Here is a 12,912-nt window from a genome sequence, read left to right on the forward strand (position 1 = left end):
TTCCAAGAATTGTCCAAGACTAGCGGATGGACCTGCGCCAAGGAAAACAAATCCCTGAACCCGCCGCGGCTTGCCGTGGATCAGGCACGGGGCCGGTGATCGGCTAGAATGGCCGCCTTGCGCCAAACGAGCCGAACATGACACCTGAACTGCCCCACGCCCAGCTCGACTGGGACGACCAAGGACGCCCGCGCTCGCGGGTCTTCGATGATGTGTACTTCTCCAGCGACTCGGGCCTGGATGAAACCCGCCATGTGTTCATCGAACAGAACCGCCTGCGGGAGCGCTTTGCCGCGCTCGAGGCAGGCGAAAAATTTGTCATCGGTGAAACCGGCTTCGGCACCGGGCTGAATTTTCTCTGCGCCTGGCAGTTGTTCCAGGAGCAGGCGCCGGCCACTGCCCGGCTGCATTTTGTCAGCGTGGAAAAGTACCCCCTGAGTCCGGCCGACCTGCAACGGGCCCTGGCCCTGTGGCCGGAACTGGCGGACCTGAGCCAACCGCTGCTCAAGCACTACGTCGCCGTGCACGCTGGCTTCCAGCGCATCGTGCTGGACGATGCCCGGGTCACCCTGACCCTGCTGATCGGCGATGCCCTGGAGCAACTGCCGCAACTGGACGCCCAGATCGACGCCTGGTTTCTCGACGGCTTCGCCCCGGCAAAGAACCCCGACATGTGGACCCCGGAACTGTTCGCAGAACTGGCGCGCCTGGCGGCGCCGGGCTCCACCCTCAGCACCTTCACCAGCACCGGCTGGGTACGCCGCCTGTTGAACGCGGCGGGCTTCAAGATGAAGCGCACCCCGGGCATCGGTCGCAAATGGGAAGTGCTGCGCGGCGACTTCCTCGGCTGGCCGGAAGACGCGCCGCCGCCAGCCCGAGCCAAGCCTTGGTTCGCCCGCCCGCCGGTCCAGGCCAAAACCGCGCTGGTGATCGGCGGCGGGCTGGCCGGTTGCGCCAGCGCCGCCAGCCTCGCTGCCCGCGGTTGGCAGGTGCAATTACTGGAACGCCATGAGCAACTGGCCCAGGAAGCCTCGGGCAATCCGCAAGGGGTGCTTTACCTCAAGCTTTCAGCCCACGGCACCGCACTGTCGCAGATGATCCTCAGTGGCTTCGGCTACACCCGACGCCAACTGGAACACCTGCAACGCGGCCAGGACTGGGACGCTTGCGGGGTGCTGCAACTGGCGTTCAATCCCAAGGAGGCCGAACGCCAGGCGCAGTTGGCCGCGGCCTTCCCCACCGACCTGCTGCGGCGGCTGGATCAGCCAGAGGCCCAGGCCCTGGCCGGCATCGGCCTGGACCACGGCGGCCTGTTCTATCCCGAAGGTGGCTGGGTGCATCCGCCCGCCCTGTGCCAGTGGCAGGCCAAGCATCCGCAGATCCGGGTCCTGACTCATCAGGACGTGCTGGAGTTACGCCGGGTCGACCAGCAATGGCAAGCCTGGGACGGCGAACGGATGCTGGCCAGCGCAGCGGTGGTGATCCTTGCCGGTGCCGCCGAAATCAAACGCTTCCCGGCCAGCGCCGAATTGCCCCTCAAACGTATTCGCGGGCAGATCACCCGCCTACCACAAACCGAGCACAGTCAGAGCCTGGCCACCGTGGTCTGCGCCGAGGGTTACGTCGCTCCGCCGCGACTGGGCGAGCACACCCTGGGCGCCAGCTTCGACTTCAAGAGCCAGGACCTGACGCCGACCACTGCCGAACATGCCGGTAACCTTGCGATGCTGCGGGAAATTTCCAGCGACCTGCTGCAACGCCTGAACGCCGAGCAGTTGCCCCTGGACCGCCTGCAAGGCCGCGCGGCCTTCCGCTGTACCAGCCCGGACTACCTGCCCATCGTCGGTCCTCTGGCGGACCCGGAAGCGTTCGCCGACACCTACGCCGCCCTGGGCAAGGACGCGCGCCAGGTGCCGGACCTGCCCTGCCCCTGGCTCGACGGCCTGTACATCAACAGCGGTCATGGTTCTCGCGGGCTAATCACCGCGCCGCTGTCAGGCGAACTGCTGGCCGCCTGGCTGGAAAACGAGCCGCTGCCACTGCCCAGGAGCGTGGCCGAAGCCTGCCATCCCAATCGCTTCGCCCTGCGTCGCCTGATTCGCGGCCAGGCCTGAAGCAGAGCGGCGGCGCTGATTTTTCAGCGCCGCCCATGACCGCTAGCCAGCACGACCGACTCCATCCAACAGCCCGCCCTCGCTCAACTGCTTATAACCGATTGATCTAAAACTCCCGAGTTATGCACAGGTCAGTTTCCAGGTAGCCGCCCTTTTGGCGACTGCAGATTGACTCTCCCCAACGGAAAAACCGGTAAGGACTTATGTGCGGATTAGCTGGCGAATTACGCTTTGATCATCAACCTGCCGACCTGGCAGCGGTTGAACGAATCACTCATCACCTGGCCCCCCGTGGCCCCGACGCCTGGGGCTTTCACAGCCAGGGCCCGATCGCCCTCGGCCATCGGCGGCTGAAAATCATGGACCTGTCGGATGGCTCGGCGCAGCCCATGATCGACAACCAGCTGGGGCTGTCCCTGGCCTTCAACGGCGCGATCTACAACTTCCCCGAACTGCGCGCCGAACTGGAAGCCCGGGGCTATGCCTTCCACTCCGGCGGTGACACCGAAGTGCTGCTCAAGGGCTACCACGCCTGGGGCGCCGACCTGCTGCCCAAGCTCAACGGCATGTTCGCCTTCGCCATCTGGGAGCGCGATGCCCAGCGCCTGTTCATCGCCCGCGACCGCCTCGGGGTCAAGCCTTTGTACCTGTCGCGCACCGGCCAGCGGCTGCGCTTCGCCTCAGCCCTGCCGGCCTTGCTCAAGGGCGGCGACATCAACCCGATCCTCGACCCGGTGGCGCTCAATCACTACCTGAACTTCCACGCCGTGGTGCCGGCGCCACGCACCTTGCTGGCGGGCATCGAGAAACTGCCACCGGCCACCTGGATGCGCATCGAAGCCGACGGCCGCAGCGAACAGCAGACCTGGTGGTCCCTGCCCTACGGCCCCCGTGCCGACGAAGCCCGGCTGACGCTGGAAGACTGGACTGACCGAGTGCTCGAAAGCACCCGCGAGGCGGTGGCCATCCGGCAACGGGCGGCGGTGGATGTCGGCGTGCTGCTGTCCGGCGGTGTCGATTCCAGCCTGCTGGTAGGCCTGCTGCGGGAAGTCGGGGTAGACGACCTGTCGACCTTCTCCATCGGCTTCGAGGATGCCGGCGGCGAACGCGGCGACGAGTTCCAGTACTCGGACCTGATTGCCCGCCACTACGGCACCCGGCATCACCAGTTGCGCATCGACGAGGGCGAGATCATCGACCAGTTGCCGGCGGCGTTCCGCGCCATGAGCGAACCGATGGTCAGCCACGATTGCATCGCCTTCTATTTGTTGTCCCGAGAAGTGGCCAAGCACTGCAAGGTGGTGCAAAGCGGCCAGGGCGCCGACGAACTGTTCGCCGGCTACCACTGGTACCCGCAGGTAGACGGCGCCAGCGACCCGTATGCCGCCTACCGTGCGGCCTTCTTCGATCGCAGCTACGACGACTACGCGGCCACCGTGCAGCCACAATGGCTGACGGCACACGACGCCGCCGGCGACTTCGTCCGCGAGCATTTCGCCCAACCCGGCGCCGACGCGCCTGTGGACAAGGCCCTGCGCCTGGACAGCACGGTGATGCTGGTGGATGACCCGGTCAAACGTGTGGATAACATGACCATGGCCTGGGGCCTGGAGGCGCGCACGCCGTTCCTCGACTACCGCCTGGTGGAGCTGTCGGCCCGGGTGCCGGCGCGCTTCAAGCTGCCGGACGGTGGCAAGCAGGTGCTCAAGGAAGCGGCGCGGCGGGTGATCCCCAGCGCGGTCATCGACCGCAAGAAAGGCTACTTCCCGGTGCCGGGCCTCAAGCATTTGCAAGGCGACACCCTGAACTGGGTGCGTGAACTGCTGCTGGACCCGAGCCAGGATCGCGGCCTGTTCAACCCGGCCATGCTCGATCGCCTGCTGACCGATCCCCAGGGCCAACTGACGCCCCTGCGCGGCTCCAAGCTGTGGCAACTGGCGGCCTTGAACCTGTGGCTCAGCGAACAAGGAATCTGACCGATGAAAGCTCACGCCACGGCTTACAGCCAACGCCTGCTGCGCGGCCAGGCGCCGTCCTATGAACGTCTGCAAGCGCGCTTTGCCGAAGACGGCAGCGAACCCGGCAATGAACCCATCGCCGTGCATTGCGGCTGGGGCCGACTGCTGATCGGCCATACCTTTCCCAACCCCACCCGCCTCGCCGAGGAGTTGCTCAACGAGCGTCCCGGCGAGCGCGACATCGCTCTGTATGTGGCGGCGCCGCAACAGGTGCTCGGGCTGGAACCGGCGCAACTGTTCCTTGACCCTTCCGACACCCTGCGTCTGTGGTTCAGCGACTATCGCCAGGCCACCCGGGTGTTTCGCGGCTTCCGTATCCGTCGGGCCCAGAGCGAATCGGACTGGCAGGCCATCAATCAGCTGTATCAGGCCCGGGCCATGCTGCCCATCAATCCGAAGCTGCTGACTCCGCGCCATCAGGGCGGTCCGGTGTACTGGCTGGCCGAGGACGAAGACAGCGGCGCGGTGATCGGTAGCGTCATGGGCCTGAACCACCACAAGGCCTACCAGGACCCGGAGCACGGCAGCAGCCTTTGGTGCCTGGCGGTGGACCCCGATTGCAGCCGCCCGGGCGTGGGCGAAGTGCTGGTGCGGCATCTGATCGAACACTTCATGAGCCGCGGCCTGAGCTATCTGGACCTGTCGGTGCTGCACGACAACCGCCAGGCCAAGAACCTCTACGCCAAGCTGGGCTTTCGCACCCTGTCGACCTTTGCCATCAAGCGCAAGAACGGCATCAACCAGCCGCTGTTCCTCGGCCCCGGGCCCCAGGCGGACTTCAACCCCTATGCACGGATCATCGTCGAGGAGGCCCATCGCCGTGGCATCGATGTCCAGGTGGATGACGCCGACGCCGGGCTGTTCACCCTCAGCCACGGCGGGCGCCGGGTGCGCTGCCGGGAATCCCTGAGCGACCTGACCAGTGCCATCAGCATGAGCCTGTGCCAGGACAAGAGCCTGACCCACAAGGTGCTCAAAGAGGCCGGCCTGAAGCTGCCCGCCCAGCAATTGGCGGGCAACGCCGACGACAACCTGGAGTTTCTCGACGAGCACCAGCGGGTGGTGGTCAAGCCGTTGGACGGAGAACAGGGACAAGGCGTGGCCGTGGATCTGAGCACGATTGAAGAGGTGCAGCGCGCCATCGACCAGGCCCGCCGCTTTGACAGCCGAGTGTTACTGGAAAGCTTCCACGAAGGGCTGGACCTGCGCATCCTGGTGATCGGCTTTGAAGTGGTGGCCGCGGCCATCCGCCGTCCCGCCGAGATCATCGGCGACGGTCGGCATTCCATTGGCGCCTTGATCGAGGCCCGCAGCCGCCGACGCCAGGCGGCCACCGGCGGCGAAAGCAAGATTCCCCTGGACGCGGAAACCCAGCGCACCCTGCATGCCGCCGGTTACGACTACAACAGCGTGCTGCCGGCCGGCGAGCGGCTGTTCGTCCGGCGCACCGCCAACCTGCACACCGGCGGCACCCTGGAAGACGTCACCGGCATTCTCCATCCGACCCTGGCCGACGCCGCCATCCGCGCGGCCCGGGCCCTGGACATTCCGGTGGTCGGCCTGGACCTGCTGGTGCCGGCAGCAGACCAGCCGGACTACGTGTTCATCGAAGCCAACGAACGCGCCGGGCTGGCCAACCACGAACCGCAGCCCACCGCCGAGCGTTTTATCGATCTGCTGTTTCCCCACAGCCAACCGGCGCCTTGATCCTTCGCCGGCCAGCCGGCTCCTGCCCCATTGGTAGGAGCTGGCTCGCCAGCGAAGGCGCCCCCCCAGGCCCTCCATCCATGCCCTCATCGAAACCATCGATGGCCTTTTTTCATCAGGAGTTTCCATGACCCGCCCGATGCCCCAACCGGACCTCGCCTACCTGCAGAAAGTCCTCCTGGAAATGCTCGCCATTCCCAGCCCCACCGGCTTTACCGACACCATCGTGCGCTACGTTGCCGAACGCCTGGAAGAACTGGGCATCCCCTTCGAACTGACCCGGCGCGGCACCATCCGCGCCACCCTCAAGGGCCAGAAGAACAGCCCCGACCGGGCCGTCTCGGCGCACCTGGACACCATCGGCGCCAGCGTCCGTGCGGTGAAGGACAACGGCCGCCTGATCCTGGCACCCGTAGGCTGCTGGTCCAGCCGCTTTGCCGAGGGCAGCCGGGTCAGCCTGTTCACCGACAACGGTGTACTGCGCGGCAGCGTGCTGCCGCTGATGGCCTCCGGCCACGCCTTCAACACCGCGGTGGACGAGTTGCCCATCAGTTGGGACCACATCGAACTACGCCTGGACGCCTATTGCACCACCCGCGCCGATTGCGAATCCTTGGGTATAGGCGTGGGCGACTTTGTCGCCTTCGACCCGCTGCCGGAGTTCACCGAAAGCGGCCACATCAGCGCCCGGCACCTGGATGACAAGGCCGGCGTCGCCGCCCTGCTGGCAGCGCTCAAGGCCATCGTCGACAGCGGTGAAAGCTTGATGATCGACTGCCACCCGCTGTTCACCATCACCGAGGAAACCGGCAGCGGTGCGGCGGCGGCCCTGCCCTGGGACGTCAGCGAATTCGTCGGCATCGACATCGCCCCGGTCGCACCGGGCCAGCACTCCAGTGAGCACGCGGTGAGCGTGGCCATGCAGGACTCCGGCGGCCCTTACGACTATCACCTGTCCCGGCACCTGCTGCGTCTGGCCGCCGAGCACGAACTGCCGGTGCGCCGCGACCTGTTCCGCTACTACTTCAGCGACGCCCATTCGGCGGTCACCGCCGGCCATGACATTCGCACCGCCTTGCTGGCCTTCGGTTGCGACGCCACCCACGGCTACGAGCGCACCCACATCGACAGCCTGGCGGCGCTCAGCCGCTTGCTCAGCGCCTATATCCTCAGCCCACCGGTGTTCGCCAGCGATGCACAGCCGGCCCAGGGCTCCCTGGACCGTTTCAGTCATCAGCTGGAACACGACACACAGATGGAAAGCGACACTCGGGTGCCCTCGGTGGACAGCTTGGTGGGCAACAAGTCCTGAACCGCAACCCGGGGTTTGTGCGCGCTACAACTGGCGGCATACCCCCGGGCGCAGTAGCATCCGGGATTGTTTTTCGGAGGCCCCCCATGCTGATTCCCCACGACCAACTTGAAGTCGACACCCTGACCCGTCTGATCGAAGACTTCGTCACCCGCGAGGGCACCGATAACGGCGATGAGACGCCTCTGGAAACCCGCGTGCTGCGGGTTCGTCAGGCCCTGAGCAAGGGCCAGGCGGTGATCGTTTTCGATCCAGACAGCGAACAGTGCCAGTTGATGCTCAAGCACGACGTGCCCAAGGAGCTGTTCGACTGATGCCTGGACCGGCCCAAACCTTTGGGCCGGGATGCTCAACCGTTGGAAAAGCGCGGGCCGAACAGAATCACACTGGCCCCGATCACACACAGCAACAGCCCCAGCCAGTCCGAGCCCAGGGGCCGCACCCGCTCCACCACCGCCAGCCAGCCAATGGACGCAACGATGTAGATGCCACCGTAGGCGGCATAGGCGCGTCCGGCGTAAGTGGCTTCGACTTTGGTCAGCAGCAGGGCGAACAGGGTCAGGCTGATCAGGGCGGGAATCACCCACAAGGCGCTCTTGCCCTGGCGCAGCCACATCCAGAAGGCATAGCAGCCGGCGATTTCAAACAGCGCGGCGAGGAAGAACCACAGGTAATTGAGCATGCAAGGTCTCGTCAGGATTGCCAGGTGCCGGCAACCCTAACGAGGCCAAGGGGGTGGAGCAAGCTCAAGGAGCGCTCTGTTTGGCCTTGGCGCGCATCTTGTCGGCCATCAGGGTCATTTCGTCGTACAGCGCCTGAGGGTTCTGCTGCTTCAGGGCCCAGGCCATGCGTCCCTGCTCGTGGGGCAGGATCATGAACTGACCGGCGTTGACCTGGGTGTGGATGTAATCGGCAATCTGGGCGGCGGTAATCGGCGAGCTTTCCAGCAATTTGCCCACCTGGGCCTTCATCGCCGGGGTCGGACCACGGAAGGAATCCAGCAGGTTGGTCTGGAAGAACGACGGGCAGACCACGTGCACGCCGATTTCCTGCTGCGCCAGCTCGACCAGCAGGCTCTCGGACAGCGCCACCACGCCGGCCTTGGCCACGTTGTAGTTGCTCATCGCCGGGCCCTGCATCAAGGCGGCCATGGAGGCGATGTTGATGATCTTGCCCTTGCTCTGTTCCAGCAGCGGCAGAAAGGCCTTGCAGCCCTTGACCACGCCCATCAGGTTGATCGCGATCTGCCAGTCCCAATCCTCCAGGGACAGCTCGCTGAAGAAACCGCCCGAAGCCACACCGGCGTTGTTGACGATGATGTCGATGCCGCCGAACTTGACTTCGCAAGCCTGGGCAAACGCCGTCAACTGGCTGTAGTCACGCACGTCGCAGCGCTGCACGAAGCCGTCGCCACCAGCTTCGCGGACCCGTTTCAGGGTTTCCTGCAGACCCGCTTCGCTGACATCGGACAAGGCCAGCCGCCAGCCATCGCGGGCCCAGCGCAAAGCGATTTCGCGACCCAGGCCGGAGCCCGCGCCAGTGATCATCATGCGATTGTGCATAAGAGTTGCCTTGTTGTTCCGGGGAAGATGGGCCGCAGTGTAGCGAAGGCCCCTGCGCCACCCACGCACCATCAGGCTGCTGAATGCCCCGGGCAAACCACTGGCCGGGTGCACGGTGCCGCGCGACCGATGACAGACGCAAAGGAAATAACCCGGGCAGCGCAATGCATTAAAAAATTTGGAATTATCTCGATAGGCGCAGAGTCGGATTTATTAAGCGCTTGGCTTTATTCATAAAGCCAAGTTGTCCTTGAACAACTGTGTTGTTCAACTCTATTCAATTCAAGGAAACCACCATGGGCACCATTCTGATCGTCATTCTGATTTTGCTGCTGATTGGCGGCCTGCCTGTATTCCCCCACTCCAGAAGTTGGGGTTATGGCCCTTCGGGAATCATCGGCGTCGTGCTGGTGGTGCTCTTGGTGTTATTGCTGCTGGGCAGGATTTGAATCAGCCAGACCGCTTTAGCGTGAACTGACTACTGAAACAGCCAGCGTCCTGACGACAGGACGCTGGGCAGGGTTCACAGACGAGTGAAGAACCCCCGTTCATTCATACATGAACGTAACCGTGGCGTTGGCCAGGACATCGCCTGCCGTTACTTCCGGACCGTACTGAAAATAAAAGACGGTGAGCGGGATACTCAGCAATTCGCCATCGACAGTGGTTTGCGAAGTCTTGAATTCAGTGCGGGTGCTGAGCTCTTGCAGAATCGGGCTGCTGGCATCACCTTGTACCAGGAACAGGCCCACGCCCTTGGCCATGCCCTTCCCCTCGCTATTTTTTAGAATATGCAGGTTGCTGTTGAGCCCGGTGATGTAATAGGCAACCTTGACGCCTTTGTCACACTCAAGATCGATCGCAAACGACTTGGGGCCGATCGGAGTGGCATCCGGCTTGAACTTGCCCAGTGGAACAGTGGGCATGGTGACCGTTTGCACCGGACGGGCGACAGTACACCCCCTGCTCTGAGCGGTGTAGGACACGTTATTGAACAAAATCTCATTGCTCAGTTGGTTGTGATAATAAATCCTGATCTTGTGATCGATAAACTTTCCCGAACTGATGGTGCCGGTCTTCACCAGTTCGAACTTGAACTTGTGCGGTGGTAAATAGGCGTTGGGGGTTATTCGACGCTCGAACCTGGGCCAGTCCATATAAACCCCTCCCTCGTTGTACCAGTAAATCCGCATGCCAATCCCAGGCACTCCCGTCTCATAGACATGTTCATAGGCGGTCTTGGTAGCGCCACCGACAAAGCCGTAGTCAAACCAGAGTCCATCGCCGTTGCAGTTCATGGTGGTTTTGCCCTGGTCTATCTCCTTGACCAGGATAGTGCTGCCCACCGGAATATCGCGCGGAGGCTTGAGCATGGCGAAATCGGCACTGGTGAAGTGCGTCGCCAATGGCTCTCCGATGCATTTATTGGCCCAAGCGTGACCGCCATGAATGGTGGCAAGCAGTAACCACGCCATTAAGGACCATCGATTGTTGAGCAGGACTTTGATACTCATCCCTTACCTACCTGTTTAAGATTGCGCGCCCTTATGGCAGGGCAACTCCAATTGCTGGTAATACTCGTCATTCGAGGAGGGGTCGGTGGGCATGCGATAAGAGGCCAGGCAACTCTGCCCTGCCCCCCACTGAATCAACAACTGGCCCTGACCTTCCAACCCCCGAACAAAGGCTCGGCCGCCCTGTCCGACCTGCGTCAACACCGCCCCATTGGCACCGAGAACTTGCGCGCCCAAGGGAATCATCTGGCCATCATCGCGTACCAGTTTGAGCAGCACGGCCGTCCCCACCACGGTCGGATAACGCAACATGACCACCGCCCCCGCACGCGGAGCTGTCTGTTGCGAGGTCATCTCCAACTCGACATCCCGGGAAGTGCCCTTAGGGTCCAGGGCCATATCGTTGCGTCGATAAGGCGTAAGTCCGGTCACGACTGCATAACCGTTATCAGCGATCCGCGTGTTGGCGTTACTCAGGACCTGAGCCCCTTTAGCCCCGGCGGCTTCGAGCACGGCCATGGTTTCGCCCTGCCCCGAAGTGGCGTTGATGCCGCCCGGGTGGGCGACCAGGGTGCCTTGCATGGCGAAGCTGGCTTGCTGATAGTTCTGGCCACGGCTGGCGCTCAGGTTGTAGTTGGCATGGGCCGCGTCATAACGCAGGTTGCCGCCATAGTTGCTGTTGCTTTGCCCCGCATAACGATCACGTGAGCCGTAGAGGCTGTAACCGACCTGAGCGTTTTCGCCGAGACTGCCACTCAAGGAGCTATTGACGCCGTGATTGCCGCTGCCGTCGTAGTTGATGGACGAGCTCAGGTAGGGTGAATAGCGGCTGCGTCCCAGAGGCAAACTGATACTGAGCAGGTATTGATTGTCCATGCTGCCCCCTCCGCTGCGGGTGCGGGCGGCGCTGAAACTGAAACTTCCCCAGCTGTAACTGTTGGAGTACCCCACCTGATAGCTCAGATCCCGCCCCTGATCGCGACGCCAGTAATCCTGCGCCAGACCGGAAAAGTTCAGCTGCCCCATGCGCTCGCCTATCGGCTGGCTCAGGCTCAACTGCAGCCGACTGCGTTGCTTGAACGACCGGTCTTGCGACGGGCTGTCCCGCAGGCGAGCGTACTCGTCGAAGTTCAGATAACCCTCACTGGAGAACCGATAGGCCGCCACGCTGAAGTTGGTGGCAGTGGTTTCAATCAGCTTGTTGTACGACAAGCGCAGGCTGCGACCACTGAGTTGCGTGAGGCCGTCAGCCTCTGAATCGTTCAAGCCCGAGGCCTGGGAATGGGTCAGATCCAGCGCCACCGCTCCCAGGGAAGTGCTCAAGGCCACCCCGCCCTGCCACGCTCGATAATCCTGAGCCAGGATACTGCCGCCATAACCGGTCCACAGATTGGACAAGCCGTACTGATAGGTTCCCTGGACAAAACCGGGCAGCGTATCCAGGCTGTCATCGCGGTAGCGGCCGGCGCTCAGGCTGAAGCGCGAACTGCCGGGTCGCAGTAACTGGGCCATCGAGGCATAGGGCACCACAAAACTTTTGGTCCGCCCATCGGCTTCGGTGATGGTGACATTGAGGTCACCGGCGTAACCGGCGCTGTTCAGGTCATCGATGGCAAACGGCCCCGGGGGCACCGTAGTTTCATGCAACAGGTTCTGGCCCTGGCGCACGCTGACCTTGGCGGTGGTATCGGCGACGCCACGCACCACGGGCGCAAACCCACGCATCGAATCAGGCAACATGCGCTCATCGCTGCGCAGTTGTACGCCGGTAAAGGAAAAACTGTCGAACAGACTGCCGGGGGTATAGAACTCCCCCAGGGTCAGCTGGGCCTGGGCCGCGGTGATATCGCGCTGCACATAGCTGCTCAAGGCGTTGTACTGGCTGCGACCGCCGGAACCTGACTGATCGTCATAACTGTAGGAGCCATTGTGTCGCAGGCGCCATTGGCCCAGGTTGAGCCCCGTATTGAGGCCGCTATAAAACTGGCGACTGCGCTGTCCGTTGCTACGGTTCTCGGACAGGTTGTTGCTGTAGCCGAGAAAGCCTGCATTGACCCCCGCATCCCACTCTTTGGGAGACACATAACCGCGCTGGGTCCGGCTCAGGTACAACTGAGGAATGGACAGATCAGCGCGCAAGTCGGCCATGTCCACTTCCAGGCGCCCCTGAGGCACCATTTCGTCGGGCCCCAGGCACTCGGCGGCGCGGGCCCGGTTGGCCTGGTCCTCGGGCAGCCGGGTGAAATCGACGCCCAGTTGCTCCAGCAAAGCGGGCGGCAGGCAGGGCTCGACCCTTGAACCATCGGCCACAGTCCTGAGCAGGATCTCTTGAGTCCCAACCCGGTTTTGATTGAGATACACATCAAGGCGATAAGTCCCGGGCGTCAGCGGATTACCTTGCTCATACCTGGACAGGTCCAGCGTTTCTCCACGACTGTTGCCAAAGAACGCCGGATTGAAACGAATCGGCTCGTCAGCCGCGCTGACATCAATAACCATCCACGATCCGATCAGCGTCATGCTGCCCAGAATAAAACCATCACGCACAACCAAACACTTTCTAGAGTAAGCAAGTACGTAATTCATAACTAACAACAACTTTTTTGACAAAGCACTCATCTAACCTGCCCGAACAGTCAGTACGATGGGTCAATGACGAAAATACCGAGGCAAATGCCTCGGCAC

The 12,912-nt window shown here is 62.9% G+C and carries 10 protein-coding genes; 6 read left to right on the forward strand and 4 right to left on the reverse strand.

Annotated features, from left to right (window positions below):
* Positions 1-137: 137 nt before the first annotated feature.
* The 5 genes from mnmC (at position 138) to J5M73_RS04005 (ending at position 7,465) form a co-directional block, all read left to right on the forward strand.
* Positions 138-2,114 carry a bifunctional tRNA (5-methylaminomethyl-2-thiouridine)(34)-methyltransferase MnmD/FAD-dependent 5-carboxymethylaminomethyl-2-thiouridine(34) oxidoreductase MnmC gene (mnmC, locus tag J5M73_RS03985; protein ID WP_115580660.1) on the forward strand — a complete coding sequence of 659 codons (1,977 nt, stop codon included), beginning with the start codon at positions 138-140 and terminating at the stop codon, positions 2,112-2,114.
* A 203-nt stretch (positions 2,115-2,317) separates the two neighbouring features.
* On the forward strand, positions 2,318-4,090 hold the full coding sequence (locus tag J5M73_RS03990; protein WP_102860830.1) for an N-acetylglutaminylglutamine amidotransferase: 1,773 nt from the start codon (positions 2,318-2,320) through the stop codon (positions 4,088-4,090).
* A 3-nt stretch (positions 4,091-4,093) separates the two neighbouring features.
* A complete protein-coding gene (gene ngg / locus J5M73_RS03995; protein ID WP_102860829.1) occupies positions 4,094-5,839 on the forward strand; it encodes an N-acetylglutaminylglutamine synthetase in 1,746 nt (581 codons plus the stop codon).
* 127 nt (positions 5,840-5,966) lie between these two features.
* Positions 5,967-7,151: an osmoprotectant NAGGN system M42 family peptidase gene (locus J5M73_RS04000; RefSeq protein WP_102860828.1), complete on the forward strand. Its 1,185-nt coding sequence runs from the start codon at positions 5,967-5,969 to the stop codon at positions 7,149-7,151.
* 86 nt (positions 7,152-7,237) lie between these two features.
* On the forward strand, positions 7,238-7,465 hold the full coding sequence (locus J5M73_RS04005) for a YheU family protein (protein ID WP_025127101.1): 228 nt from the start codon (positions 7,238-7,240) through the stop codon (positions 7,463-7,465).
* Positions 7,466-7,500: 35 nt separating this feature from the next.
* Here the strand turns inward: J5M73_RS04005 and J5M73_RS04010 are convergent, their stop codons facing one another.
* Both J5M73_RS04010 and J5M73_RS04015 read right to left on the reverse strand, forming a co-directional pair.
* Entirely contained in the window at positions 7,501-7,833 is a 333-nt protein-coding gene (locus tag J5M73_RS04010; RefSeq protein ID WP_102860827.1) for a YnfA family protein, read from the reverse strand.
* A 64-nt stretch (positions 7,834-7,897) separates the two neighbouring features.
* A complete protein-coding gene (locus J5M73_RS04015; protein ID WP_102860826.1) occupies positions 7,898-8,713 on the reverse strand; it encodes an SDR family oxidoreductase in 816 nt (271 codons plus the stop codon).
* 296 nt (positions 8,714-9,009) lie between these two features.
* Here J5M73_RS04015 and J5M73_RS04020 point away from each other — a divergent pair, with 296 nt between their 5' ends.
* The gene (locus J5M73_RS04020; protein WP_007945780.1) at positions 9,010-9,162 is read left to right on the forward strand and encodes a DUF3309 family protein; all 153 of its coding nucleotides are present in this window, start codon (positions 9,010-9,012) and stop codon (positions 9,160-9,162) included.
* Between the two features lie 99 nt (positions 9,163-9,261).
* Here the strand turns inward: J5M73_RS04020 and J5M73_RS04025 are convergent, their stop codons facing one another.
* The gene (locus J5M73_RS04025) at positions 9,262-10,227 is read right to left on the reverse strand and encodes a fimbrial protein (protein WP_060844319.1); all 966 of its coding nucleotides are present in this window, start codon (positions 10,225-10,227) and stop codon (positions 9,262-9,264) included.
* A 15-nt stretch (positions 10,228-10,242) separates the two neighbouring features.
* Positions 10,243-12,774 carry a fimbria/pilus outer membrane usher protein gene (locus J5M73_RS04030; RefSeq protein ID WP_347709941.1) on the reverse strand — a complete coding sequence of 844 codons (2,532 nt, stop codon included), beginning with the start codon at positions 12,772-12,774 and terminating at the stop codon, positions 10,243-10,245.
* Positions 12,775-12,912: the final 138 nt, after the last annotated feature.

This window comes from Pseudomonas sp. 50_B (assembly GCF_017491625.1).
In the GTDB taxonomy this organism is placed as follows: Bacteria; Pseudomonadota; Gammaproteobacteria; order Pseudomonadales; family Pseudomonadaceae; genus Aquipseudomonas; species Aquipseudomonas danubii.